The sequence below is a fragment of the Streptomyces sp. NPDC047085 genome (assembly GCF_040643735.1).
Classification (GTDB): domain Bacteria; phylum Actinomycetota; class Actinomycetes; order Streptomycetales; family Streptomycetaceae; genus Streptomyces.
Genome location: NZ_JBEYUW010000001.1, coordinates 1,113,842 through 1,139,473, shown reverse-complemented (window position 1 = coordinate 1,139,473; position 25,632 = coordinate 1,113,842). Strand labels below are relative to the sequence as shown.

The following is a 25,632-nucleotide window of genomic DNA, read 5'->3' as shown; positions in this document are numbered from 1 at the left end:
CGCGGCGACCTTCCGGGACCGGGGACTGAACCGTGCGAGCCACCCTCCGCTGGGCCCACTCCGATCTGCGCACGCACCGCGGCGAGGCGCTGTTCCTCACCCTCGCCACCGCCGGCATCGTCGCCTCGCTGCTGCTGGCCGCCGCCCTCTTCGGCTACGCCACCAACCCCTGGCAGCGGACCTTCACCCAGGCGCGCGGTGCCCATGTGTGGATCCACACGCTGCCCTCCGCCGACGCCCGCCGGCTCGCCCGGCTGGACGGCGTGCAGGCCGTCGCCGGCCCCTACCCGACCGAGTCCGCCACCGTCTCCTCCCGCGGCACCCGCGCCTCGGTGGAGCTGCGCGGCACCCCGGGCCTGCCCTCCGTCGGGCGGCCGCTGCTCACCGCAGGGCACTGGCTGGACCCGGCGGACCCCGACGGCGTGGTCCTGGAGAGCGGGCTCGCCCGGGCCCTGCTGGCCGAGCCCGGGGACACCCTCACCCTGCCGGGCACGGCCCGGACGCTGACCGTCGAGGGCATCGCCGACAGCGCCGAACCCCGCTACCGACCGGGCGAGCAGCCGGGGCTGATCTGGGCGCTGCCCTCGGCCGTGCGCGCCCCCGGCGGCCAGGTGACCGGGCTGCGCCTCGCCGATCCGGCCGACACGGACTACGCGGTGCAGCGTGCCGTGACCGTGCTGGGCGCGGGCACGGTCGGCGAGGTCTCCACATGGCTGCAGGCGCGGGCCGAGGCACAGGGCGACAACCGGCTGCTGGGCCAGGTGCTCGGCCTGTTCGGGCTCGGCGCCCTGGTCGCCGCGGGATTCGCGGTGCACGGGGCGATCGGCACCCGCATCCGGGGACACCTGCGGGACATCTCGGTGCTGAAGGCGATCGGCTTCACGCCCGCCCAGGTCGTGCGGATCTTCCTGCTCCAGCACCTCGCGTACGCCGTGCTCGGGGCGGTGGCCGCGGGCGCGCTCATCGAGGGGCTCGGCGGCCGGATCCCGGGCCGGCTCGGCGACGCGGTGGGCCTGTGGCAGGGGCTGCCCGGACACACCGTGGCGCTGGGCGCGGTGTCCGCCGGCACGGTGCTGTTCATCGCCCTGACGACGGGGCTGGCGGCCTGGCGGGCCGGCCGGGTGCCCCCGGTTCCGGTGGCGCGCCCCGCGGCTCCGGCGGGCGGGGGCCTGACCGGTCTGGCCCGGCGGGCGCTGGGACTGCGGCTGCCGGCCGCGCTGGTGCTGGGCTGCCACAAGGCGTTCGCGGGGCGCGGCCGGTCGCTGGCCACGCTGGCCCGGCTGACGCTTCCGCTGCTGCTGATCGTGGTGGCGCTCAGCGCGTGGACCACCATCGACCGGTTCCACAGCAGCCCGGAGCGGGTGGGGCTGCCGGCCGCGCTCACGGTCCGCTCGGACGGCGGCCTGGACGACGGGGAGGTACGGGCCCTGCTGGCGGGCGAACCCCGGATCGCCGAGGCCTATCCGGGCGTCGAAGTGGCCGCCCTGGTACCCGGCCAGACCGGCACCATCGCCCTGCGCGGCCTGGGCACCCGCACCCGCCCCTACCCGTACGCGCTCGCCGAGGGCAGGGCCGCGCGCGGTCCGGACGAGGCGGTGGCCGGTCAGGGCCTGCTGGACCTGCTGCACGTGCGGGTCGGCGACTGGGTGCGGATGACGGTGGGCGAGCAGCCGCAGATCCTGCACATCGTCGGCCGCAGCATCGAGCCGCAGAACGCCGGACGGGTCGTGACGACCTCGCTGGACACCCTCCGCGCGAACGACCCCCGGCTGTCCCCCGCGTTCTACCAGCTCCGTCTGGCCCCGGGCGCCGACCCCCGGCGGGTCGCCTCCGGCCTCGCCGCGGCCGGCCACGGACACCTGGACGTGCACCCGGTGACCAACCCGGCCGACGGCCTGTCACCGCTGCGCGGCGTCGTCGCCGGGCTGATCGCGGTGCTCGCCCTCATCGGCCTCGTCGAACTGCTCACCGCCATCGGCGGAGCCGTCCGCGAGGGCGAGCGGGACATGCTCGCCCTGCGGGCGATCGGCATGTCCCCGCGCCAGATCACCGCGATCACCGTCACGGCGACGACCTGTACGGCCCTGCTGGCGGCGGTCGCCGCCACGGCGCTGGGGCTGCCGCTGGCCCACCGGCTGATCGACGCGCAGGGCAGCTCCAGCGGCATCGGCGCCGGCATCGCCCGGTCCCCCTCGCCCGGGCTGCTGCTCCTCATGGGCGCGGGCGCCGTCCTGGGAGCCGCCGCCCTGGCCGCGCTGCCCGCGGCACGCGCGGCACGACGGCGGCTCGCGGACACGCTCAGCGCGGTGGCGTGACGCCGCCCGGAACGAGACGTCCTTCCGGGCGCCCGGAACGAGACGTCGTTCCAGGCACCCGGGTCAGCCGCGGCCGCGCAGCTGCCGGTACTGGGCGACGAGCGCCTTCGTGGAGGCGTCCAGGCCGGGGACCTCGGCGCCCTCGGTGAGGGCGGGCTCGACGCGCTTGGCGAGGACCTTGCCCAGCTCCACGCCCCACTGGTCGAAGGAGTCGATGTTCCACACGGCGCCCTGGACGAACACCTTGTGTTCGTAGAGGGCGATCAGCTGGCCGAGGACGGACGGGGTCAGCTCGCGGGCGAGGATCGTGGTCGTCGGCCGGTTGCCGTGGAAGGTCTTGTGCGGGACCAGCTCCTCCGGCACCCCCTCGGCACGGACCTCCTCGGCCGTCTTGCCGAAGGCCAGCGCCTGGGTCTGGGCGAAGAAGTTGGCCATCAACAGGTCGTGCTGGGCCTTGAGTTCCCCGCTCAGCTCGGCGACCGGCTCGGCGAAGCCGATGAAGTCGGCCGGGATGAGCTTGGTGCCCTGGTGGATCAACTGGTAGTAGGCGTGCTGCCCGTTGGTGCCCGGCGTGCCCCAGACGACCGGGCCGGTCTGCCACTCCACCTGCCTGCCGTCCCGCGCCACGTGCTTGCCGTTGGACTCCATGTCCAGCTGCTGCAGGTACGCGGTGAACCGGGAGAGGTAGTGGCTGTACGGCAGCACCGCGTGCGACTGGGCGTCGTGGAAGTTGCCGTACCAGATGCCCAACAGGCCCAGCAGCAGCGGGACGTTGGCCTCGGCGGGGGCGGTGCGGAAGTGGTCGTCGACCAGGCGGAAGCCGTCCAGCATCTCCCGGAAGCGGTCCGGGCCGATGGCGATCATCAGGGAGAGGCCGATCGCGGAGTCGTAGGAGTACCGTCCGCCGACCCAGTCCCAGAACTCGAACATGTTGGCCGTGTCGATGCCGAACTCGGCGACCTTCTCGGCGTTGGTCGACAGGGCCACGAAGTGCTTCGCGACCGCCGACGTGTCGCCGAGCGCGTCCAGCAGCCACTTCCGCGCGGAGGTGGCGTTGGTGATCGTCTCGATGGTGGTGAAGGTCTTGGAGGCGATGATGAACAGCGTCTCCTCCGGGTCCAGGTCCCGGGTCGCCTCGTGCAGGTCGGCGCCGTCCACGTTGGAGACGAAGCGGACGGTGAGGTCGCGGTCGGTGAAGCTGCGCAGCACCTCGTGGGCCATGGCGGGGCCGAGGTCGGAGCCGCCGATGCCGACGTTGATCACGTTCCGGATGCGCTTGCCGGTGTGGCCGGTCCAGGCGCCGGAGCGGACCCGCTCGGCGAAGTCGCTCATCTTGTCGAGGACGGCGTGCACGGCCGGGACGACGTTCTCCCCGTCGACCTCGACGACGGCGTCACGCGGGGCGCGCAGCGCGGTGTGCAGCACGGCCCGGTTCTCGGTCGTGTTGATCTTCTCGCCGCGGAACATGGCGTCCCGGAGGCCGAAGACGTCGGTGGCGGCCGCCAGCTCCCGCAGCAGCCGCAGGGTCTCGTCGGTGACCAGGTGCTTGGAGTAGTCGATGTACAGGTCACCGACCCTCAGCGTGTACCCGTCGCCGCGCCCCGGATCGGCGGCGAACAGGTCCCGCAGATGGGTGTCGGCCAGTTCCTCGCGGTGCTTGGCGAGAGCGGTCCACTCGGGCGTCTGGTTGAGCCTCGTACGGCCGTCTGCGTTCATATCCGACTTCAGCCTTCTTTCCTGCCTGTCCGCTTGCGTCCCTTGCCCCGCTGCCGGTTCTTAACCTAGTTGATCAGCCCGTGGGACGAGCGGTGGTGACGCCGTCCCGCGGGGCAACAACAGGTACGTCCGGCTTGCGCGCCGGTATCAGCGAGGTGACCGCCAGGGCGAAGAGGACGGCCGCGAGCAGGGCGGGCGCGTTGAGGCCGGCGAGCCGGGCCACGGCTCCGCCCAGGAGGGCGCCGAGCGGGGCGCCGGACGTCGAGGCGGTACGGAAGGCGGACGCGATGCGGCCGAGCATGGACTCGGGGCCGCGCTGCTGCATCAGCGTGACCTGGTTGACGTTCCACACCATGCCCATCGCGCCGAGCAGCAGCATCCCGGCGACGAGCGCGGCCAGGTGCCGTACGCAGCCCATGAGCAGCAGCGATCCGGTCTGGACGGTGCCGCCGAGCAGCAGGGCCCCGACCCGCCCGGTGCGACGCGCGATGCGCTGGGCGAGGAAGCCCCCGGCGAGGCTGCCGGCCGAGTAGGCGGTCATCGCGGCCACGTATCCGGCGTTGCCCGCGTGCAGCCAGCGGGTCACGTGCAGGACCAGGGTGGCGATCAGGGCGCCCATGCCGATGTTGCACAGCAGGGTGGCCACGCAGACCGCGCGCAGCGCCCGGTCGTGCCACAGGGCGCGCAGGCCCTCGCCGATCTCGGTGCGCAGGGTGCTGCCCGCCGCGCGGGGCTCCCGCTCGGGCGGACGTATCCGCAAGGACGCCACGAGTGCGGCCGCCACCAGATAGGTGCCGGCGTCCGCCGCGAACGGCATGAACGCCCCGGCGGTCAGCAGCAGCGGCACGAACGGGCCCGCGAGCAGCCCGCCCGCCAGCTGCTGACCGGTCATCAGACGGGCATTGGCACCGCCCAGGGCCTCGGGCTCCACGAGGGCGGGCAGCAGGGCGGTGGAGGCGTTGTCGAAGAGCGTCTGGAGGGTGGTGAGCGCGAAGGCGAGGGCGAGCAGCAGGGGGATCGAGGCGTGCCCCAGGCCCACGGCGAGGGCGAAGGCGGCGACGAGCAGACCTCGTACCGTGTCCACGGCCCACATCGCCCGCCGCTGGTCCACCCGGTCGGCCAGGGCCCCGCCGAACAGCCCGAACAGCAGCCACGGCACGTACCCGCAGGCGGTGACGGAGGCGACGACGAGCGGCTCGTCGGTCAGCCGCACGGCGAGCAGCGGGAGGGCGGCCGTACGCAACGCGTCTCCGAAGCGGGAGACCACGGCGGCCGTCCACAGCCGCCCGAATCCCCCGCGCCACGCGGGTGCGCTCCCGCCCGCCGTCTCCGCCCCTGTCACGCTTCCCCCTCACGATGCGTCGATGCACACACCGTAAAGGGCACCACTGACAACGGGCCGTGCGCGGCGGGGCGAAACGGCTCCGGCCAGGCGCCCGTGGGCACCCGGCCGGTGAGAACTCCTAGATTTCGCCGCGCAGTTTGGCGAGCGCCTCGGCGAGGATCGCCTCGCCGTCCGCGTCGCTGCGCCGCTCCCGTACGTACGCGAGGTGCGTCTTGTACGGCTCGGTGCGCGGCGGGTCCGGCGGGTTGTCCCGGTCCTGACCGGCCGGGAAGCCGCAGCGCGGGCAGTCCCAGGTGTCGGGGACCTGCGCGTCGCTGGCGAAGCTCGGCTGCGTCTCATGCCCGTTGGAGCACCAGAAGGAGATGCGCAGACGCGGCGCGGCCTCGCCGCGCTCGGCCTCGCCCATCGGCCCCGCCCCGACCCGGCTTCCTCGGATCGCGTTGCCACTTGCCACGGTCGTAACTCCCTGCGTGATGGTGCCGCGAAGCGAGTCGGCGTTTCGCTTCGCCGCGAGCGCCTCAGTCTACGTAAGGCCCAACGCGCGTCCAGTGATTGGAGTTACAGCCCCCACATCTGGACGCAAGCCCCATGATAGGCCGCGCCCAGGAGCGCGTACCGAACATGGGGCCTTACGTACGGAACGTATGTGTTTGTGAGACGCTGATCGGCTCTTCGTCCCGGGCGGCTGTCTCAGCCGTTGGACTTCATCAGCATGCCGAGGACGATGACGCACGCGAACCACAGGACACCGATCACGATCGTGATGCGGTCGAGGTTGCGCTCGGCGACCGAGGAGCCGCCGACGGAGGACTGCATGCCACCGCCGAACATGTCGGAGAGGCCGCCGCCCTTCCCCTTGTGCATCAGCACCAGCAGCATCAGCAGCAGGCTGAAGACGATCAGGGCGATCGAGAACCCCAAAACCACGGCTGGACCAACTTCCTCGGATTCGGATGGACGACGGGGGCACAGCACCACGGCTGTGCCCCCGCAAGGGTACGACGTATCGCCGCTACCGCCTACTCACCGGTCGGACTACTGATCGCGGAAGCGGACGATCTTGACGAACTCGTCCGCGTCCAGCGAGGCCCCGCCGACCAGGGCGCCGTCGATGTCGGGCCGCGCCATGATCTCGGCGACGTTGCTCGCCTTGACGGAGCCGCCGTACTGGATGCGGATCTTGTCGGCCACCTCCGGGGAGTACAGCTCGACGAGCCTGGTGCGGATGGCGCCGCAGACCTCCTGGGCGTCGTCGGAGCCGCAGACCTTGCCGGTTCCGATGGCCCAGACGGGCTCGTAGGCGATCACGATGGACTCGGCCTGCTCGGCCGGGACGCCCTTCAGACCGCCCTCGAGCTGCGCGAGGGTGTGGGTGACGTGGTCGCCCGCCTCGCGGACCTCCAGCTCCTCACCGATGCACAGGATCGGGGTCAGGCCGTGCTTGAAGGCGGCCTTGACCTTGGCGTTGACCAGCTCGTCGGTCTCGTTGTGGTACTGCCGGCGCTCGGAGTGGCCGATCACCACGTAGGTGCACTTCAGCTTGGCCAGCATCGGGCCGGAGATCTCGCCGGTGTAGGCGCCGGTGTCGTGCTGCGAGATGTCCTGGGCACCGTACTTGATCTTGAGCTTGTCGCCGTCGACCAGGGTCTGCACGGAGCGCAGGTCGGTGAAGGGCGGCAGGACGGCGACCTCGACGGCCTCGTAGTCCTTGTCGGCCAGCGCGAAGGCGAGCTTCTGGACGTGCGCGATGGCCTCGAGGTGGTTGAGGTTCATCTTCCAGTTGCCCGCCATCAGCGGCGTGCGGGTGGTCATTGAGGTCAGTCCTCCAGTGCGGCGAGGCCGGGGAGCGTCTTGCCCTCGAGGTATTCGAGGGAGGCGCCGCCACCGGTCGAGATGTGGCCGAATGCGTTCTCGTCGAAGCCGAGCGTACGCACGGCCGCGGCGGAGTCACCGCCGCCGACGACGGTGAAGCCGTCCGAGTCGACGAGGGCCTGGGCGACCGCCTTGGTGCCCTCGGCGTAGTCGGGGTGCTCGAAGACGCCCATGGGACCGTTCCAGAAGACGGTCGCGGCGTCGGCGAGCTGCGAGGCGTACAGCTCTCGCGTCTTCGGGCCGATGTCCAGGCCCTCCTGGTCGGCGGGGATCTTGTCCGCGTCGACCACGGTGTTCTCGGTGGGAGCCTTGGTCTTCAGGTCCGGGAAGGTCCGGGAGACCACGACGTCCACGGGGAGCACCAGTTCCACGCCGAGCTTCTCGGCGCGCTCCATGTACTCCGTGACGGCCGGGATCTGGTCCTCCTGGAGGAGGGAGATGCCGACCTCGTAGCCCTTGGCCTTCAGGAAGGTGTAGGCCATGCCGCCGCCGACGAGCAGGCGGTCGGCCTTCTTGAGCAGCTCGTCGATGACGGCGAGCTTGTCGGAGACCTTGGCGCCGCCGAGCACGACGACGTAGGGGCGCTTGACGTCCTCGGTGAGCTTCTTGAGGACGGCGACCTCGCCGGCGATGAGGTAGCCGGCGTAGTGCGGCAGCTTCTTCGGCAGGTCGTACACGGAGGCGTGCCCCCGATGCACCGCGCCGAAGCCGTCACCGACGTAGACGTCGGCGAGGGCGGCCAGCTGGTCGGCGAACGCGCCGCGCTCGCCGTCGTCCTTGGCGGTCTCGCCGGGGTTGAAGCGCAGGTTCTCGATGACCGCGATCTGACCGGGCTCCAGGCCGTCGACGGCGGCGTGGGCGGCGGGACCGACGGTGTCCTGGGCGAAGGCGACCGGGGCCCCGAGGAGTTCGCCGAGGCGCTCGGCGGCGGGCAGCAGCGAGAAGGCGGGGTCCGGGGCGCCCTTGGGGCGGCCCAGGTGCGAGGCGACGACCACCTTGGCGCCCGCGTCCGCGAGGGCCTTCACGGTGGGCAGGACGGCGCGGATGCGGCCGTCGTCGGTGATGGTCCCGTCGGCGAGCGGCACGTTGAGGTCGGCGCGGACGAAAACCCGCTTTCCGCTCACGCCGTCGGCGAGAAGTTCGTCGATCGTCTTCATTGAGTGGACTCCTGATGAGGGCACGTGATGCCCCTGATCGTAAAAGGACGTGGTCCGGGTGCAGGACAGGGCCCGGACAGCGCGGCGGTGCGCTGCCCGAGCCCTGCTCTCACTTCAAGGTCCTGCTACGGCTGTCGGAGCCGGCGATCAGAGCTGGCCGCCGACGAAGACCGTGAGGTCCACGAGGCGGTTGGAGTAGCCCCACTCGTTGTCGTACCAGCCCAGGACCTTCACCGTGTTGCCGTCCTGGACCATGGTCAGGGACGAGTCGAAGGTGCAGGAGGCCGGGTCGCCGACGATGTCGGAGGAGACGATCTCGTCCTCGGTGTAGGCCAGGAAGCCCTTGAGCGCGCCGTCCTCGGAGGCCTTCTTGAACGCGGCGTTGACCTCGTCCTTGGTGACCTCGCGCTGCAGCTCCACGACCAGGTCGGTGGCCGAGCCGGTCGGGACCGGGACGCGCATGGCGATGCCGTCCAGCTTGCCCTTGAGCTGCGGCAGCACCAGGGCGGTGGCCTTGGCGGCACCGGTGGTGGTCGGGATGATGTTCTCCGCGGCGGCACGGGCGCGGCGCAGGTCCTTGTGCGGGAAGTCCAGGATGCGCTGGTCGTTGGTGTAGGCGTGCACCGTGGTCATCAGGCCGCTGACGATGCCGAAGTTCTCGTCCAGGACCTTCGCCATCGGCGCCACGCAGTTGGTGGTGCAGGAGGCGTTGGAGATGACGTGGTCCTTCGCCGGGTCGTACTTGTCCTGGTTGACGCCCATCACGATGGTGATGTCCTCGTCCTTGGCCGGAGCCGAGATGAGGACCTTCTTGGCGCCGCCCTCGAGGTGCTTGGCGGCGTCCTCGCGCTTGGTGAAGATGCCGGTCGACTCGATGACGATGTCGACGCCCAGCTCGCCCCACGGGATGTCCGAGGGGTTGCGCTCGGAGAGCACCTTGATGGTGTGGCCGTCGACGGTGATCGTGTCGGCGGTGTGCGTGACCTCCTGCTTGAGGCGGCCCAGAATCGTGTCGTACTTGAGCAGGTGAGCAGTGGTAGCGGTGTCACCCAGGTCGTTGACAGCCACAACCTCGATGTCCGCGCCCTGCTGCAGGAGCGCGCGGAAGTAGTTACGACCGATGCGGCCGAAGCCGTTGATGCCTACGCGGATCGTCACGAACCGATCTCCTCGTTGGTACGCCGGCCATGCGGTGCCGGCGAGCTGTTTTTGGGATGTCCCCGACCACCCCCGACCCTACCGCTCTGGGGCCCCCGAGGTGACATCGAGATGCCGCATACACGGGCAGGCGGTCCGTACCCACCAGTAGGGGTACGGACCCCCCGGATCGATGGTCGTTTCACTCCCATTTGTTAGGGAGTGACGGTGCGTCCTGACGGTCTTTTCACTCGTTCGTGAGCGGGTCGGCTCACCTGATGAGGGGCGTCCGCGCGCACTGTTGAGAGGGGGCTCCGCTCACCTGTCGAGTGATGCCAGAGCCTTCTTCAGAAGTGCCGTCCGGTCGGCCGCCGACGGGACCTGTTCCAGGCCGAAACCGAGCAGCACGGTGTCGTCCGTGGTGACCGCTCCGTAGGTCTGGAAGAGGGTGCCGGTGCGGGTCCAGTCCTTCAGCACCGCCGGGCTGCCCGCGGGCGGTCCGGCGGCCTTCCAGGCGCCCAGGGACGCCTCGAAGCCCTCCGTCTCCTTGGCCGTTCCGCCGACGACGAGCGAGGCGTCGTCGGCGAGGACGCCGTGCCCGCCGCTGCCCGGGTCGGTGATGTAGGCGATCGACACCTCGACGGCCTTGCCCGCGTACGCGCTCAGGTCGAACGCCACCTGCTGCCAGCCGGCGGAGCTGCCGGTGAGGCTGTTCCACGAGCCGGTGGTGCCGGTCGCGGTGCAGGCCCGGTCCGCGAGCGTCAGGTAGTGCCTGAGCCACGGGTGCTCGCCGATCAGGAACCCGGCCCCGCACTCGGCCGGTACGGCCGTCCTCGTGGCCCCGCCCGCCTCCGGCAGGGTCGTCCAGTCGTCGGCGCCCACGGTGTGGATCTCGACGACCGCGTGGTCGTAGCCGGGCTCGGTGTCCCACAGCAGCCGGGTGCTCAGGGCCGGCTTGTCGGCGGCAGTGACACCGGTGAGGTCGATGGTGCGGGTGAGGCGCTTGTAGCCGTCGTCGGTGTGCATGGCGGCGGCCATCCCGGAGCCGGTGTAGGGCCCGTACGGGTTGACGGCCCCGGCGAACCTGCCCGCGCCCGCGCTCCTGAACTGCGGGTACGTGTCCGGAGTCAGCGAGTCGGAGGTGATGGCGTAGGTGCCGGCCTTGTCGAGCGCGTTGCCGGGCGCGTCACCGAGGGCGCTGGTGTAGCCGTCGAGGCCGCCGGAGCCGGTGAAGGCGGTGGCTCCCTTGGTCGAGGTGCGGCTGTAGGCGCCCAGGTAGTACTGGCTGAAGTCGTCGGACAGGGTGCCGTCGCCGAGGTCGACGGTGCCGCCGGCCAGTTCACCGGCCTCGATCAGCGAGCCGCCCTCGTTGAGGTAGGCGCGCAGCTGGAGCTGGGTGGCGTTGCCCGGTCCGTTCGTGCCCGAGTAGTGCACGACGGTCCTGAAGTGCCCCAGCACACCGAGCGCGTCCGGGGCGCCCTGGGTGGCGACGTCCCACACGATCGCCCGCCGTCCGGCCGCCTTCAGCGCGTCGACGTACGTCCGCGCCTGCGTGGCGGCCGCGCCCTCCTCGGCGACGACGAGGGTGTCGGCCCGCGGCCGTTCGGCGACGGTGTAGGTGAAGTGCGAGCTGGAGACCTTCTTCCCGCTCCTCGTCCTGCCGGTGAACCAGACCTCGACCCGGTCGCCCGGTTCGCCGTCCCGCACCGTGGCCCGGTACTCGTCGAAGTAGAGGTTGTCGGCGCCGCCGTACGTCTCGCCGCCCGTCCAGGGCCGCAGCGCCCGGTCGAGGGTACGGCCGCCGTTGACGCGGTACTTGAGCTCCTTGCCCCGGATCGCCTTGCGGACGACGACGGAGACGTCCTGGTCGGCGCCCCGGGAGTACGAGGTGGAGAACGCGGCCGGGGTGAAGTCGGCGGCGCTCAGGCCGACCGAGGAGACCGGCCGGTCGGGGTGGGCGGCGGTCTCGGCGACGGACAGCGCGAACGGGACGTTCTTCTCGAACTCCTGCTGGATCAGCTTCTCGTCGTCGGGGAAGTTGAAGACGGACTGGCAGTCGTCCGGCTTCCAGGCGTCGTTCGGGTCGATGTTCGACGCGGTCGCGCAGGTCGACATCTCGGGGGTGAACATCGCCATGCCGTTGACGTTCCCGGCGTGGCCGTCCGCCTCGCCGTTGGTGGTGTACAGCTCCGAGGAGACCTGGGAACGGTAGCCGGGGATGGCCGGGTTGTCGGGGGTGCCGGCGAGCGCCTTGTAGAGGACGTCGTCGGGGGTGGGGGTGGCGACCTGCCAGCCGACGCCGTAGAGCAGGAGTTCGGCGGCGGAGTGATAGTTGATGCCGTAGGTGAAGCCGACGCGCTTCTCGAAGGCGTCGAGGGCCTTGGTCTCCGGCTCGGACTCGGGGCTCGCGCCGCGGTAGGTCTGGCTGGTGGGGTTCGGGGACGAACCCTCGTCGTCGTAGCCCCACTTGTAGGGGAAGTTGCGGTTGAGGTCGACGCCGTCACCCGTGCTGATGACGCCGTCGCCGTTGACGTCCCGCAGGTTCTTGCGCCACAGGCGGGTGCCGTCGTTCTTGAAGGTGTAGTCGTAGCCGTCGGGGTTGGCCGAGAGGACGAACCAGAGTTCGGTCGAGTCGACGAGCCTCTTGACGCGCTTGTCGGTTCGGTAGTGGTCCAGGTAGTAGTGCATCAGGCGGCGGGTCATCTCCGGCGTGATCCACTCGCGCGCGTGCTGGTTGGACATGTACAGCACGGCGGGTTTCGAGCCGTCGTGCGATTTTCTCGCGTTCTTGGTCAGTTTGAGCGCGAGGATGTCCTGGCCGTTGATGGTCTTGCCGATGGACTCGACCTTGGTGAGGCCGGGGTGGGCCCCCGCGGTCCGGAGGATCTCCTCCTTGAGTCCGCCGCTGCCGCCGTAGGGCCGGAACACGCCCTGGGAGGCGTCCTGGAGGCGTGCCTCGGCCCGGGCGGAGAGGGTGTGCTCGGTGAGGTGGACGCCCTGCTTCTCGAGCTTCTGGGCCTGCCGTTCGGTGAGGTAGACCTCGACGGTGGTCCTGCCGTTCCCGGTGACCCGCTCGCCGAGTTCGTGGCCGTCCTGCCCGGCCTTGAGCAGCAGGGGTATCTGCGTGCGGGTCACGTCGGCGCGGAAGACCTTGACCTCGTCGGGGCCGGGTCGGGGTGGACCGGCGGTCTGCGCCTGGGCGACGGGTGCGAAGCCGGCTCCGCCGACGAGAAGTGCGCCGACAGCGAGGATCGATCTCGCTCTGTGTCTCATGAACCCCCCTAGCGGTGGTCCGCCACAGCGGCGAACAGGTTGCCAGGCTCATGTCAGTTCATGATCGAGTCAAGAGCGCCTCACGGACACGCAAACGCCGGTGCCGACCGCCCGAACAGGGCGTCGGCACCGGCGAGTTGACGCGGCGTCGGTCAGCCGGCCAGGTTCTCCGCCAGCTCCTCGGTGAGGTTGGCCTCCGTGCCCGGGATGCCGAGGTCGGCCGCGCGCTTGTCGGCCATCGCCAGCAGCCGGCGGATCCGGCCGGCGACCGCGTCCTTGGTCAGCGGCGGGTCGGCGAGCGCGCCCAGCTCCTCCAGGGAGGCCTGCTTGTGCTCCATGCGCAGCCGGCCGGCGGCGGCGAGGTGCTCGGGGACCTCGTCGCCGAGGATCTCCAGGGCCCGCTGGACCCGGGCACCGGCGGCCACGGCGGCACGGGCCGAGCGGCGCAGGTTGGCGTCGTCGAAGTTGGCGAGCCGGTTGGCGGTGGCCCGCACCTCGCGCCGCATCCGGCGCTCCTCCCAGGCCAGCACGGACTCGTGCGCGCCGAGCCGGGTGAGCAGGGCGCCGATGGCGTCACCGTCGCGTACGACGACCCGGTCGACCCCCCGGACCTCACGGGCCTTGGCGGCGATGGACAGCCTGCGGGCGGCGCCGACCAGCGCGAGCGCGGCCTCGGGGCCCGGGCAGGTCACCTCCAGGGAGGAGGAGCGGCCGGGCTCGGTCAGCGAACCGTGCGCCAGGAAGGCCCCTCGCCAGGCCGCCTCCGCGTCACAGGTGGCCCCGGAGACCACCTGCGGGGGGAGCCCGCGGATCGGGCGTCCCCGGCCGTCGACCAGACCGGTCTGGCGGGCGAGCTGGTCACCGCCGGCGACCACGCGCACGACGTACCGCGAGCCGCGGCGCAGCCCGCCGGGCGCCATCACGATCAGTTCGGAGCTGTGGCCGAAGATCTCCAGGATGTCCCGCTTGAGGCGCCGGGCCGCCATCGCGGTGTCCAGCTCGGCCTCGATCACGATGCGCCCGCTCACCAGGTGGAGGCCGCCGGCGAACCGCAGAATGGCGGAGACCTCCGCCTTCCTGCAGCAGGTCCGGGTGACGGGAAGCCGGGAGATCTCGTCCTTCACCGCTGCCGTCATCGCCATGGGCCGATCCTTCCATGCATCCGAAAAATACGGTCGTACGCGGCGGCCAACAGCTCCGGGTCGTGCCGGGGGCTTCCGTCGGTCCGGGCCACCGGGGCCAGCTCGACCGCGGCTCCGAGCCGCTTGGCGGCCTCGGTGAGCGAGTCGCGGTCGGGCACGGCGGCCTCGTCGGCCAGCACCACGTCCAGGGCGAGTTTAGGGGCGTGTCGCCCCAAAACCTCCAAATGACGCTGCGGGGAGAAGCCCTCGGTTTCTCCCGGCTGCGGGGCGAGGTTCAGCGAGAGAACCTTGCGCGCCTTGGTCTGGGTGAGCGCGTCCAGCAGCTCGGGGACGAGCAGGTGCGGGATGACCGAGGAGAACCAGGAACCGGGGCCGAGCACCACCCAGTCCGCGTCCAGCACGGCGGCCACGGCCTCGGGGACGGCCGGCGGGTCGTTCGGCACGAGGTGCACCGACTGCACCTCGCCCGGGGTGAGGGCCACGGTGGCCTGCCCGCGGACGGTGTCCACGTCCTCCGGCCGCTCCGGGTCGTGCCCCTTGACCAGGGCCTGCAGCTCCAGCGGCACGGCCGACATGGGCAGCACGCGCCCGTGCGCGCCGAGCAGCCTGCCGACCAGGTCCAGGGCCTGGACGTGGTCGCCGAGCTGCTCCCAGAGGGCGACGATCAGCAGGTTGCCCACCGCGTGGTCGTGCAGGTCGCCCTGGGAGGTGAAGCGGTGCTGGATGACCCGGGCCCAGGTCTGGCCCCAGTCGTCGTCGCCGCACAGCGCGGCCAGCGCCTTGCGCAGGTCGCCGGGCGGCAGCACGCCCAGCTCGTCGCGCAGGCGCCCGCTGGAGCCGCCGTCGTCGGCCACGGTGACCACGGCGGTGAGGTCGCCGGTGATCCGGCGCAGCGCGGCCAGCGAGGCGGACAGGCCCCTGCCGCCGCCGAGGGCGACCACCTTGGGCTGGGCGCCGCGCCGGCGGGCCCGCCCGCCGCGGGCCTCGGCGGGCCGGGCGGCCCTCGCCTCGGCTCTGGCCTCAGCCCTGGCCTCGGCCGTGGTGCGGCTCGAGCGGCTCTCCGGCACCATCCGGCGCAGCCTGCTCAGCCGCGGTGTGCGTCGCGTCATTCCCGTCCCATGTCCCGGTGTACGACCACCGTCTCCACGCCCTCGGCCGCGAGACGCGCGGCGAGCTTCTCCGACATCGCCACCGAGCGGTGCTTGCCGCCGGTACAGCCGATGGCGATGGTCACGTACCGCTTGCCCTCGCGCCGGTAGCCGGCCGCGATGAGGCGCAGCAGCTCGGCGTACCGGTCGAGGAACTCCTTGGCGCCGGGCTGGTTGAAGACGTAGGCGGCGACCTCCTCGTTGAGGCCGGTGAACGGGCGCAGCTCCGGGACCCAGTGCGGGTTGGGCAGGAACCGCATGTCCGCGACCAGGTCCGCGTCGACCGGGAGGCCGTACTTGAAGCCGAAGGACATCACGGTGGCCCGCAGCTCGGGCTCCTCCTCGCCGGCGAACTGGGCGTCCATCTTGGCGCGCAGCTCGTGCACGTTGAGGCTGGAGGTGTCGATCACCAGGTCGGCGTCGCCGCGCAGCTCGCGCAGCAGCTCGCGCTCGGCGGCGATGCCGTCGACGATGCGGCCGTCGCCCTGGAGGGGGTGCGGGCGGCGCACCGACTCGAAGCGGCGGACCAGGGCCTCGTCGGACGACTCCAGGAAGACGATCCGCCGGGTCACGTTCCGGGTGTCGAGGTCGGCGAGGGACTCGCGCAGGTTGTCGAAAAAGCGCCGGCCGCGCACGTCGACGACGACCGCGATCCGTGCCACGTTGCCCTGGGAGCGGGCGCCCAGCTCCACCATGGTGGGGATCAGGGCGGGCGGCAGGTTGTCCACGACGAACCAGCCGAGGTCCTCCAGGCACTTCGCCGCGGTCGAGCGGCCCGCTCCGGACATGCCGGAGATGATCACCAGCTCGGGGATGGCCGCTTCGGGGGCCCCGGCCGGTGTGACGTCCGTACTCACCTGTGCTCCGTTTCCCTGAACCGCCTGCTGCGGTTCACCGGCCGCCTGTTCTCGCTCCGGTGTGGGCTGTGCGTCGTGCTCGGTCATGTGTCCTGCCCCCGTCGTCCGTCCGGGGCGCCCGCGGTCGCGGGCTCCCCCGAGGAACCCCCCGTCGTGTCGGGTTCCTCGTCCTCAATGATCTCTCCTGTCGCCGTGTTCACGGCGGGGGCGGCCGGAACCGCCCGGGCGAGGGCCGCGGCGATGGTCTCGGCCGTCTTGCGGCCTATCCCGGGCACCTCCTGGATCTGCTCGATTGTGGCGGACCGAAGCTTCTTCACCGAGCCGAAATGCTTGATGAGCGCCTGTTTGCGGGTGTCGCCGAGGCCCGGCACCTCGTCCAGGGGGCTGGCGCGGAAGCGCTTGGCCCGCCTGGTGCGCTGGTAGGTGATCGCGAAGCGGTGGGCCTCGTCGCGTACGCGCTGGAGGAGGTAGAGGCCCTCGCTGGTGCGGGGCAGGACCACCGGGTCGTCGTCGCCGGGCACCCAGACCTCCTCCAGGCGCTTGGCGAGGCCGCACACGGCGATGTCGTCGATGCCCAGTTCGTCCAGGGCGCGCCGGGCCGCCGCGACCTGCGGCTGCCCGCCGTCGACCACGACGAGCTGGGGCGGGTAGGCGAACTTCTTGGGGCGGCCGTCGTCGTCCTTGAGGGAGGTGCCGAGGGCGTCACCGTCGATGAGGGCGGTCCCGCCGTCGGTGGGCGTGCCCTCGCCGTCGGTAGGCGTGTCCTCCCCGTCGGCCCACTCCCCCGTCTTCTCCTTCTCGGCGAGGTAGCGCCGGAAGCGGCGGGTGATCACCTCGTGCATGGAGCGGACGTCGTCCTGGCCGGCGAAGCCCTTGATCTGGAAGCGGCGGTACTCGCTCTTGCGCTGAAGCCCGTCCTCGAAGACGACCATGGAGGCGACGACGTCGTCGCCCTGGAGGTGCGAGATGTCGTAGCACTCGATGCGCAGCGGGGCGCTGTCCAGGTCGAGGGCGTCGGCGATCTCCTCCAGCGCCCGGGAACGCGTGGTCAGGTCGGAGGCGCGCTTGGTCTTGTGCAGGGCGAGGGCCTGCTGGGCGTTGCGCTGCACGGTCTCCATGAGCGCCTTCTTGTCGCCGCGCTGCGGGATGCGCAGCGAGACGTTCGACCCGCGGCGGCCGGTCAGCCACTCCTGGACCGGTTCGACCGGCTCCGGCAGGGCCGGGACCAGGACCTCCTTGGGAACGGCGTCCCCGGTCTCCTCGCCGTAGAGCTGCTGCAGGGCGTGCTCGACGAGGGCGCCGGTGGTGACCTCCTCGACCTTGTCGGTGACCCAGCCGCGCTGTCCCCGCACCCGTCCGCCGCGCACGTGGAAGATCTGGACGGCCGCCTCCAGCTCGTCCTCGGCCACGGCGATGAGGTCGGCGTCGGTCGCGTCGGCGAGCACGACCGCGTTCTTCTCCATGGCCTTCTTCAGGGCCTCGATGTCGTCGCGCAGCCGGGCGGCCCGCTCGTACTCCATCTCCTCGGCCGCCTCCATCATCTGCTGCTCCAGACGGCGGAGGTAGGTGCCGGTGCGGCCGGCCATGAAGTCGCAGAACTCCTCGGCCAGCTCCCGGTGGTCCTCGGCGGTGATGCGGCCGACGCAGGGGGCGGAGCATTTGTCGATGTAGCCGAGCAGGCAGGGGCGGCCGGTGCGGGCGGCGTTCTTGAAGACGCCGGCGGAGCAGGTGCGCACCGGAAAGACGCGCAGCAGCAGGTCGACGGTGTCCCGGATGGCCCAGGCGTGGCCGTACGGGCCGAAGTACCTGACGCCCTTCTTCTTGTGACCGCGCATCACCTGCACGCGCGGGAACTCCTCGTTCATCGTCACCGCGAGGTACGGGTAGCTCTTGTCGTCGCGGTACTTGACGTTGAACCGGGGGTCGTACTCCTTGATCCAGGAGTACTCCAGCTGCAGGGCCTCGACCTCCGTGGACACGACCGTCCACTCCACGGACGCGGCAGTGGTCACCATCGTCCGGGTGCGCGGGTGCAGGTTCGCCAGGTCCTGGAAGTAGTTCGCCAGGCGCTGGCGCAGGCTCTTCGCCTTTCCGACGTAGATCACCCGGCGGTGCTCGTCACGGAACCTGTACACCCCGGGAGAGTCCGGGATCTCACCCGGCCTGGGGCGGTAGCTGGAGGGGTCGGCCATGTCTCACACCCTACTGGCGAGCACCGACACCGCGTCGGGCCTGTGGACACCCCCGCACCCATGATCCCCGGCCTCGCGACGATCTTCCGACTCTCGGCGTGGTGATCTTCCGATCCCCGGCCGTGCGGTGATCTTCCGTGCGCGCGCCGTGACGGGTGTGGGTGGCCCGAACGGACGGCGAAGGGGCACTGCTCGGCCAGTGTGGGCCGGGACGGCGCCCAAGGTGTTGTCGGGGTCTGGTCAACACGCTTCAATGCGGGGGAACTCGGGGCCGTGCACACCGGAGTGCGCGTGCGGCGTACCCGCGTACGGGCGCTCCCGCGCCCACGGGGTGGCCCCGGAATCCTGCACCAACGGTCTGACCAGCCGTAGTGACACCTCACAGAAAGGCTTCTGTGCATGCGGCATGCCACAGAGCACGCGGACCTCGCCCCCACGGAACTGGACACGGCCCTGCGGGGCGGCCCCTTCCACGTGGCGCTGCGCGCCGCGATCGCCGCCCGCGGACTGCCGCTCCAGCGCGTGCAGCACCATCTGTCGCGCCACGGGGTCAAGGTCGGGGTGACCAGCCTGAGTTACTGGCAGCAGGGCGCCCGCCGCCCGCAGCGCCCCGAGTCGCTGCGCGCCGTACGCGCGTTGGAGGAGATCCTCCGGCTGCCGGAGGAATCCCTGATCCGGCTGCTCGCCGAGGCCGACGAGCGCACGGCGGCCGGCCGTCCGGCGCTCCGCTCCTACCGTTCCCTTATCGAGGCCTCCGACGTCCTGAACCGGCTCCAGGCCGAACTGGGCTGGTCCCTCGACGGTGGACTGCACACCCTCGGCCATCACGAACACGTCCGCATCGGCGCCCGCCGCGAACTCGCCGGGCGCGAGTCCCAGCACATCGTGCGGGCCCACCGCGACGGCGTGGACCGCTTCCTCGCCGTCCACCACGGTGACCCCGGCTGCAGCCCGCGTGACATGACCGTCCATGCCCTGGAGAACTGCCGCACGGGACGCGTCCGCGTGGACCAGGACACCGGTGTGCTGGTGGCCGAGCTCCTCTTCGGCTCCCGGCTGCGCGCCGGCGACACCTTCCTCTTCCGGTACGGCGTCGTCGACGGCACCGCCGGGGTCTCTCGCGAGTACGTCCACCGGTTCGGCACTCCCGGCGGCCAGTACGCGCTCCAGGTCCGTTTCGACGCGGCCGCCCTGCCGGCCCGCTGCCACCGCTTCACCCAGCACGCGCCCGCGGCCCCGCGCGGCGGCCGCCAGGAACTCCCCTTCAGCCGCCCGCACCACAGCGTCCACCTGGTCGAACCCCGGATCCGGCCCGGCATGGTCGGCATCGGCTGGGAGTGGGAGTGACCGCCTGAACCCCGCTTGATCGCCGACCGGCCGCACGGGCAGGTCAGGCTCCCGGACCGGCGATGATCCTGCCCTTCTCCGTCTTCACGGGCAGCTCGGTCAAGGGCACGGTGGCCGGCGTCTGGACCACCTTGCCCGTCACGGCGTCGAACTCGCTGCCGTGGCAGGGGCAGATCAGGGTCGTCCCCCGGAGCTTGTTGATGGGGCACCCCGCGTGCGTGCAGATCGTGCTGTACGCCTTGAGGGCGCCCTTCTCGTCCCTGCTGACCACCACGTTGTGGTCCCGGTAGAGCTTCGCGCCGCCCTTCGCGACCTCGTTCTCGGCACCGAGGTCGACGGGCGCGGTCGGGGTCGCCTCGGCGGTGCCCTTGCCGGGGGCGGAGCAGGCGGCCAGTCCCAGTCCGGCGACCGGAGCCACGGCGGCTCCTCGAAGGACGGTACGGCGGCTCGCGGACGGTCGGGCGGGCATCTGTGTCTCCACTGGTCAGGGGGCGTGCAGGCCGACGATACCCGGGCAGAACGACCGAGCCGGGGGCGGGGGCGGTGCCTGCGCGGAGGGCCGAGCCGGGCGCGTAAACGCTTGCGTAAGCGTTTACGTCGAGCCGGTGGATGGGATACCTTCCCGCCCGAAGGGTCCCGGCGGCCGGCCGGGAAGGGCGAAAACGCCGGGCGCGGCATACCGGCTCAGCCGAGCGGCCTCGCAGCGGGCCACCGACCCGACAACCCAGGAAGGGGGGAACGCGATGCCCACCATGGCCGACGTCGCCCGGAGCGCCGGAGTCTCCGTGGCGACCGTCTCCCACGTACTCAACGGCACGCGTCCGGTGCTCCCCCACACCCGCCAGGCCGTGCTGGACGCCGTCGACGCGCTCGGCTACACGCCGAACACCCTCGCCCGCTCCCTGGTGACCGCACGCACCCGCTCCATCGGCCTCGCAGTGTCGGCGATCAGCAACCCGTACTTCACGGAGATCCTCCAGGGCGTCGAGGCCGCCGCCCTGGACGCGGGCTACAGCCTGCTCATCGCCGACCCGCACGACGATCCCGAGCACGAATTGAAGGCTGTCCAGCTCCTGCACGAGCGCCGGGTCGACGGCGTGATCGTCGCCCCCTCCGCCCAGCCCCACGACCTCGTGGCCTACCTGGGCCGCCATGGCGTGCCGACCGTGCTCCTGGACCGGGTGGTCACGACCGGTGGCGACGCCGCGCAGGGCGGTTTCGATCAGGTCTGCGCCGAGAACGCGGACCCCGTGGCCCGTCTGGTCACCCATCTCGCCGGGCTGGGACACCGCCGCATCGGCCTGGTCGCCGGCCTGCCCGGGCTCAGCACCACCAGTGAGCGGATCAGCGGCTACCACCAGGGCCTCACCGCCGCCGGTCTCGGCCACACCCACGACCTCGTGGTCTCCGGCAGCTCCGAGTCGGCAGGCGCCGAGCGGGCCACGGCCGACCTGCTCTCCCGCGCCGATCCGCCCACGGCTCTCGTCACCGCCAACAACGCGATGACCATCGGCGCCCTGCGGGCCCTGCGCCGGCTGGGCCTGACCGTGCCGGACGACATCGCCCTGTGCTGCTTCGACGACTTCGCCTGGGCCGACCTGTTCTCCCCCCGGCTCACCGCCATCGCCCAGCCCAGCAGGGAGATCGGCGCCGAGGCCGTCCGGGTGCTCCTGGACCGTCTGGCCGCGCCGGACCGGCCCGCCCGGACCCTACGGCTGCCCTGCGCCTTCGTCCACCGCTCCTCCTGCGGGTGCCCGGAGGAGGCGGGCGGAGCCGAAGGCCCTTCGCCGGCCGAGGCCGGGGGACGAACCGAACCATCAGCGCTGTCCGAGAAGGGAACCGCCTCGTGATCGTCGTCGCCGGTGAGGCACTGATCGACCTGGTACCGCAGGGCCCGGGCGCCCTGGCGGACCTGAAGCCGGCGCTCGGCGGCGGCCCGTACAACACCGCCGTGGCCCTCGGCCGCCTCGGCTCGGCCACCGCCTTCTGCTCCCGTACGTCGTACGACGCCTTCGGCGAAGCCCTGCTCGACGGGCTGCGGAGGGCGGGCGTGGACGTGTCCGGCGTGCAGCGCGGCGCGGAGCCGACCACGCTCGCGGTCGCCACCCTCGACGCCGGCGGCTCGGCCGCCTACTCCTTCTACGTCGACGGCACGGCCGACCGCCTGTTCACCGCCCCGCCCGGTCTGCCCGCCGGGACGCGGGCGGTGTCCTTCGGCACCTGCTCGCTCGTCCTGGAGCCGGGGGCGAGCGCCTACGAGGAACTGATGCGGATCGCCGCCGGCCAGGGCCTGTTCACCGCGCTCGACCCCAACATCCGGGCGGGACTGATCCCGGACGCGGACGCCTACCGGGCGCGTTTCCGGAGCTGGCTGCCCTCGGTGACGCTGCTGAAGCTGTCCGCGGAGGACGCCGCGTGGCTGGGCGGCACCCCACGCGAGTGGCTGGCCGCGGGACCGTCGGCCGTGGTGGTCACGCGGGGCGGCGACGGCCTGACCGTCTTCACCCGGGACGGCGGGAAGTATTCCGTGCCGGGAGAGAAGGTCGAGGTCGTGGACACCATCGGCGCCGGTGACACGGTGAACGCGGCCCTGCTGCACGGGCTGTCCACGCAGGACGCGCTGTCCCCGGCAGCGCTCGCCGCCCTGGGCGGGGACGGCTGGACGAGGCTGCTGCGGTACGCGGCGCGCGCGGCGGCGATCACCTGCTCGCGGGCGGGGGCGGAGCCGCCGTACGCGGCTGAACTGGGCGAGCTGGGCGAGTTGTGAGCGGTCTGTTTCCGCTGTGGTGTTGTCAAGGTGCGGCCGGGCCTGCGGCGCGGGGACCTGTTGAACCGCAGGACCGGAGTGGCTGATGGTGGAACGAGCGGCGCCCCGCGGGGAGTTCCCGCGGGGCGCCGGTTTTTTGATGTTGTGTCAGGGCAAAGTCTGACTCGCCACCCTCAGGTCTAAGTCACGACCCTCGGGCTGGACTGGCCGTCAGGCCTTGCGGGCTCGCGTCGTCTTCTTCGCGGGTGCCGTCTTCTTCGTGGCCGCGGCGGCCTTCTTGATCGCCGTGTTGTTGGCCTTGGCCGTCACCGTCTTCTTCGCCGTCGACTTGGCCGCGACCGTCTTCCTGGCCGTCGCTGGGCGCGGCACCTTCACCGTTTCCGCGTCGCTGATCCGGTCGGCGCCGAGGATCTCGCGCAGGAACTTGCCGGTGTGGCTGGCCGGAACGCCGGCGACCTCCTCGGGCGTGCCCTCGGCGACCACGAGACCGCCGCCTGCGCCGCCCTCGGGGCCCATGTCGACGACCCAGTCGGCGGTCTTGATCACATCGAGGTTGTGCTCGATGACGATGACCGTGTTGCCCTTGTCGACCAGCCCGGAGAGGACCTTCAGCAGCTTGCTGATGTCCTCGAAGTGCAGGCCGGTGGTGGGCTCGTCCAGGACGTAGACCGTGCGTCCGGTGGAGCGCTTCTGCAACTCGCTGGCGAGCTTCACACGCTGCGCCTCACCACCGGACAGGGTGGTCGCGGACTGGCCGAGCCGGACGTAGCCGAGGCCGACGTCCTTCAGGGTCCGCAGGTGCCGGGAGATCGCGGGAACGGCCTCGAAGAAGTCCGTGGCCTCCTCGATCGGCATGTTCAGCACGTCGGCGATGGACTTGCCCTTGTAGTGGACCTCCAGGGTCTCCCGGTTGTACCGGGCGCCGTGGCAGACCTCGCACGGGACGTAGACGTCCGGGAGGAAGTTCATCTCGATCTTGATCGTGCCGTCGCCCGCGCAGTTCTCGCAGCGGCCGCCCTTGACGTTGAAGGAGAAGCGTCCGGGCAGGTAGCCGCGGACCTTCGCCTCGGTGGTCTCGGCGAACAGCTTGCGGATGTGGTCGAAGACGCCGGTGTAGGTCGCCGGGTTGGACCGCGGGGTGCGGCCGATGGGCGACTGGTCGACGTGCACGACCTTGTCGACGAGGTCGTCGCCGTCCACGCGGGTGTGCCGGCCCGGAACGTTCCTCGCGCCGTTCAGCTCGCGGGCCAGGTGCGTGTAGAGGATGTCGTTGACCAGCGTCGACTTGCCGGAGCCGGACACGCCCGTGACGGCCGTGAAGAGGCCCAGCGGGAAGGACACGTCGATGTCCCGCAGGTTGTTCTCGCGGGCGCCGTGCACGGTCAGCCGCCGGGAGGGATCGCGGGGGCGTCGCAGGTCCGGGACCGGGATCGACTTGCGGCCGGAGAGGTACTGGCCGGTCTGCGACTCGGTGTTGGCGAGCAGTTCCTTGAGGTCGCCGCTGTGCACGACCTTGCCGCCGTGCTCACCGGCGCCGGGGCCGATGTCCACGATCCAGTCGGCGACCTTGATGGTGTCCTCGTCGTGCTCGACCACGATGAGCGTGTTGCCCATGTCGCGGAGCCGGACGAGGGTCTCGATCAGCCGGTGGTTGTCGCGCTGGTGCAGGCCGATGGACGGCTCGTCCAGCACGTACAGGACGCCGACGAGACCGGAGCCGATCTGGGTGGCCAGGCGGATGCGCTGGGCCTCGCCGCCGGAGAGGGTGCCGGCCGCGCGGTTGAGGGAGAGGTAGTCCAGGCCGACGTCGACCAGGAACCGCAGCCGCTCGTTGACCTCCTTCAGCACCCGCTCGGCGATCTTCTTGTCGCGGGCGTTCAGCGTCAGCCGGCCCAGGAAGTCCGCGCAGTCGCTGATCGACATGGCGGAGACCTCGGCGATCGACTTCTCCATGATCGTGACCGCGAGGACGATCGGCTTCAGGCGCGTGCCCTCACAGGTGGGGCAGGGCACCTCGCGCATGTAGCCCTCGAAGCGCTCGCGGCTGGCGTCGCTCTCGGCCTCGCTGTGCCGGCGCTTCACGAAGGGCACCGCACCCTCGAAGGGCGTGGTGTACACGCGCTCGCGGCCGTACCGGTTGCGGTAGCGGACCTCGATCTGGGTCTTGTGGCCGTGGAGCAGGGCCTTCTTGGCGCGCTGCGGCAGGCCCGCGAAGGGGATGTCGGTACGGAAGCCGAGCGCGTCCGCGAGGGCGCCGATCAGCCGGCCGAAGTAGTCCTTGGTGTGCCCGTGCGACCAGGGGTGGATGGCGCCCTCGTCGAGGGACTTCTCCTCGTCCGGGACGATCAGCTCGGGGTCGACCTCCATGCGCGTACCGATGCCGGTGCACTCGGGGCAGGCGCCGAAGGGCGAGTTGAAGGAGAAGGAGCGCGGCTCCAGCTCCTCGAAGGACAGGTCGTCGTACGGGCAGTACAGGTGCTCCGAGTACATGCGCTCGCGCTCGGGGTCGTCCTCGGGGAGGTCGACGAAGTCGAGCACGACCATGCCGCCGGACAGGCCGAGGGCGGTCTCCACGGAGTCGGTGAGACGGCGCTTGGCGGAGTCCTTCACCGTGAGGCGGTCCACGACCACCTCGATGGTGTGCTTCTCCTGCTTCTTCAGGGTCGGCGGCTCGGACAGCTGGATGGTCTGGCCGTCCACGCGCGCGCGTGAGTAACCCTTGGTCTGCAGGTCGGAGAAGAGGTCGACGAACTCGCCCTTGCGCTCGCGCACCAGCGGCGACAGCACCTGGAAGCGGCTCCCCTCCGGCAGCTCCAGGACCCTGTCGACGATGGCCTGCGGCGACTGGCGCGAGATCGGGCGGCCGCACTCGGGACAGTGCGGCTTGCCGATGCGCGCGAACAGGAGGCGCAGGTAGTCGTAGACCTCGGTGATGGTGCCGACCGTCGAGCGCGGGTTGCGCGAGGTCGACTTCTGGTCGATGGACACCGCGGGCGACAGGCCCTCGATGAAGTCGACGTCCGGCTTGTCCATCTGGCCGAGGAACTGGCGGGCGTACGAGGAGAGCGACTCCACGTAGCGCCGCTGCCCCTCGGCGAAGATGGTGTCGAAGGCCAGCGAGGACTTGCCCGACCCAGACAGGCCCGTGAAGACGATGAGCGAGTCGCGCGGCAGGTCGAGCGAGACATTCTTCAGATTGTGCTCGCGCGCGCCACGGACGATGAGACGGTCGGCCACGCCGGTCCGCACCTTTCTTGAGAGAAGTGACAGGGGCGGGGCCCCCGTGCTTCTTCGAGACTAGGGGGAGCCACTGACAACGCCGGTCGGATTCCCGGTTCCATAACAATCCCCGGCCATCCAGCAT

General features: G+C 71.3%; 18 protein-coding genes. 4 read left to right on the top strand and 14 right to left on the bottom strand.

Features of this window, described 5'->3' with window-relative positions; translation table 11 throughout:
* Window positions 1–32: 32 nt before the first annotated feature.
* Entirely contained in the window at window positions 33–2,315 is a 2,283-nt protein-coding gene (locus ABZ865_RS04905) for an FtsX-like permease family protein (RefSeq protein ID WP_361223817.1), read from the top strand.
* A 63-nt stretch (window positions 2,316–2,378) separates the two neighbouring features.
* Here ABZ865_RS04905 and pgi read toward each other — a convergent pair whose 3' ends face one another.
* From pgi to uvrC, 12 genes are all read right to left on the bottom strand, one after another.
* Window positions 2,379–4,031 (bottom strand): glucose-6-phosphate isomerase, encoded by a 1,653-nt coding sequence (gene pgi, locus ABZ865_RS04900; protein ID WP_361223815.1) that lies wholly within the window; start codon window positions 4,029–4,031, stop codon window positions 2,379–2,381.
* Window positions 4,032–4,104: 73 nt separating this feature from the next.
* Window positions 4,105–5,298 (bottom strand): MFS transporter, encoded by a 1,194-nt coding sequence (locus ABZ865_RS04895; RefSeq protein ID WP_361224400.1) that lies wholly within the window; start codon window positions 5,296–5,298, stop codon window positions 4,105–4,107.
* A 196-nt stretch (window positions 5,299–5,494) separates the two neighbouring features.
* Window positions 5,495–5,830, bottom strand: coding sequence for an RNA polymerase-binding protein RbpA (locus ABZ865_RS04890; protein ID WP_361223812.1), 336 nt, complete (start codon window positions 5,828–5,830; stop codon window positions 5,495–5,497).
* A gap of 236 nt (window positions 5,831–6,066) precedes the next feature.
* Window positions 6,067–6,303: a preprotein translocase subunit SecG gene (secG, locus tag ABZ865_RS04885; RefSeq protein WP_361223809.1), complete on the bottom strand. Its 237-nt coding sequence runs from the start codon at window positions 6,301–6,303 to the stop codon at window positions 6,067–6,069.
* A 108-nt stretch (window positions 6,304–6,411) separates the two neighbouring features.
* Window positions 6,412–7,188, bottom strand: a complete 777-nt coding sequence (gene tpiA, locus ABZ865_RS04880) for a triose-phosphate isomerase (RefSeq protein WP_361223807.1) — start codon at window positions 7,186–7,188, stop codon at window positions 6,412–6,414.
* 5 nt (window positions 7,189–7,193) lie between these two features.
* On the bottom strand, window positions 7,194–8,405 hold the full coding sequence (locus ABZ865_RS04875; protein WP_361223804.1) for a phosphoglycerate kinase: 1,212 nt from the start codon (window positions 8,403–8,405) through the stop codon (window positions 7,194–7,196).
* Between the two features lie 147 nt (window positions 8,406–8,552).
* Window positions 8,553–9,563 (bottom strand): type I glyceraldehyde-3-phosphate dehydrogenase, encoded by a 1,011-nt coding sequence (gene gap / locus ABZ865_RS04870; protein WP_361223800.1) that lies wholly within the window; start codon window positions 9,561–9,563, stop codon window positions 8,553–8,555.
* 297 nt (window positions 9,564–9,860) lie between these two features.
* Window positions 9,861–12,815, bottom strand: a complete 2,955-nt coding sequence (locus ABZ865_RS04865) for a M14 family zinc carboxypeptidase (protein ID WP_361223797.1) — start codon at window positions 12,813–12,815, stop codon at window positions 9,861–9,863.
* Between the two features lie 152 nt (window positions 12,816–12,967).
* A complete protein-coding gene (gene whiA / locus ABZ865_RS04860; protein WP_030605113.1) occupies window positions 12,968–13,957 on the bottom strand; it encodes a DNA-binding protein WhiA in 990 nt (329 codons plus the stop codon).
* The gene (gene yvcK / locus ABZ865_RS04855) at window positions 13,948–15,066 is read right to left on the bottom strand and encodes a uridine diphosphate-N-acetylglucosamine-binding protein YvcK (protein WP_361223793.1); all 1,119 of its coding nucleotides are present in this window, start codon (window positions 15,064–15,066) and stop codon (window positions 13,948–13,950) included. Before yvcK ends, whiA begins: the two co-directional genes overlap by 10 nt.
* On the bottom strand, window positions 15,063–16,049 hold the full coding sequence (gene rapZ / locus ABZ865_RS04850) for an RNase adapter RapZ (protein WP_361223790.1): 987 nt from the start codon (window positions 16,047–16,049) through the stop codon (window positions 15,063–15,065). The genes yvcK and rapZ overlap by 4 nt, the downstream gene beginning before the upstream one ends.
* Window positions 16,046–18,154 carry an excinuclease ABC subunit UvrC gene (gene uvrC / locus ABZ865_RS04845; protein WP_361223788.1) on the bottom strand — a complete coding sequence of 703 codons (2,109 nt, stop codon included), beginning with the start codon at window positions 18,152–18,154 and terminating at the stop codon, window positions 16,046–16,048. Before uvrC ends, rapZ begins: the two co-directional genes overlap by 4 nt.
* 399 nt (window positions 18,155–18,553) lie before the next feature.
* On the opposite strand from uvrC, the gene ABZ865_RS04840 reads away from it, so the two are divergent.
* Complete coding sequence (locus ABZ865_RS04840) at window positions 18,554–19,501, top strand: hypothetical protein (protein WP_361223785.1); 948 nt, start codon at window positions 18,554–18,556, stop codon at window positions 19,499–19,501.
* A 43-nt stretch (window positions 19,502–19,544) separates the two neighbouring features.
* On the opposite strand, the gene ABZ865_RS04835 is transcribed toward ABZ865_RS04840, so the two are convergent.
* Window positions 19,545–19,970 carry a Rieske (2Fe-2S) protein gene (locus tag ABZ865_RS04835; RefSeq protein ID WP_361223782.1) on the bottom strand — a complete coding sequence of 142 codons (426 nt, stop codon included), beginning with the start codon at window positions 19,968–19,970 and terminating at the stop codon, window positions 19,545–19,547.
* A 274-nt stretch (window positions 19,971–20,244) separates the two neighbouring features.
* Here ABZ865_RS04835 and ABZ865_RS04830 point away from each other — a divergent pair, with 274 nt between their 5' ends.
* Window positions 20,245–21,351, top strand: coding sequence for a LacI family DNA-binding transcriptional regulator (locus ABZ865_RS04830; RefSeq protein ID WP_361223779.1), 1,107 nt, complete (start codon window positions 20,245–20,247; stop codon window positions 21,349–21,351).
* Window positions 21,348–22,268 (top strand): carbohydrate kinase, encoded by a 921-nt coding sequence (locus ABZ865_RS04825; RefSeq protein ID WP_361223777.1) that lies wholly within the window; start codon window positions 21,348–21,350, stop codon window positions 22,266–22,268. The genes ABZ865_RS04830 and ABZ865_RS04825 overlap by 4 nt, the downstream gene beginning before the upstream one ends.
* Before the next feature lie 210 nt (window positions 22,269–22,478).
* On the opposite strand, the gene uvrA is transcribed toward ABZ865_RS04825, so the two are convergent.
* Window positions 22,479–25,505, bottom strand: a complete 3,027-nt coding sequence (gene uvrA / locus ABZ865_RS04820) for an excinuclease ABC subunit UvrA (protein WP_361223774.1) — start codon at window positions 25,503–25,505, stop codon at window positions 22,479–22,481.
* Window positions 25,506–25,632 lie beyond the last annotated feature (127 nt).

What these genes read in the sequence shown, in the direction of transcription:
- pgi (WP_361223815.1), bottom strand. Translation starts at nt 4,031, where the DNA reads ATGAACGCAGACGGCCGTACGAGGCTCAACCAGACGCCCGAGTGGACC.
- tpiA (WP_361223807.1), bottom strand. Translation starts at nt 7,188, where the DNA reads ATGACCACCCGCACGCCGCTGATGGCGGGCAACTGGAAGATGAACCTC.
- ABZ865_RS04875 (WP_361223804.1), bottom strand. Translation starts at nt 8,405, where the DNA reads ATGAAGACGATCGACGAACTTCTCGCCGACGGCGTGAGCGGAAAGCGG.
- ABZ865_RS04865 (WP_361223797.1), bottom strand. Translation starts at nt 12,815, where the DNA reads ATGAGACACAGAGCGAGATCGATCCTCGCTGTCGGCGCACTTCTCGTC.
- whiA (WP_030605113.1), bottom strand. Translation starts at nt 13,957, where the DNA reads ATGGCGATGACGGCAGCGGTGAAGGACGAGATCTCCCGGCTTCCCGTC.
- yvcK (WP_361223793.1), bottom strand. Translation starts at nt 15,066, where the DNA reads ATGACGCGACGCACACCGCGGCTGAGCAGGCTGCGCCGGATGGTGCCG.
- rapZ (WP_361223790.1), bottom strand. Translation starts at nt 16,049, where the DNA reads ATGACCGAGCACGACGCACAGCCCACACCGGAGCGAGAACAGGCGGCC.
- uvrC (WP_361223788.1), bottom strand. Translation starts at nt 18,154, where the DNA reads ATGGCCGACCCCTCCAGCTACCGCCCCAGGCCGGGTGAGATCCCGGAC.
- ABZ865_RS04840 (WP_361223785.1), top strand. Translation starts at nt 18,554, where the DNA reads ATGCGGCATGCCACAGAGCACGCGGACCTCGCCCCCACGGAACTGGAC.
- ABZ865_RS04835 (WP_361223782.1), bottom strand. Translation starts at nt 19,970, where the DNA reads ATGCCCGCCCGACCGTCCGCGAGCCGCCGTACCGTCCTTCGAGGAGCC.
- ABZ865_RS04830 (WP_361223779.1), top strand. Translation starts at nt 20,245, where the DNA reads ATGCCCACCATGGCCGACGTCGCCCGGAGCGCCGGAGTCTCCGTGGCG.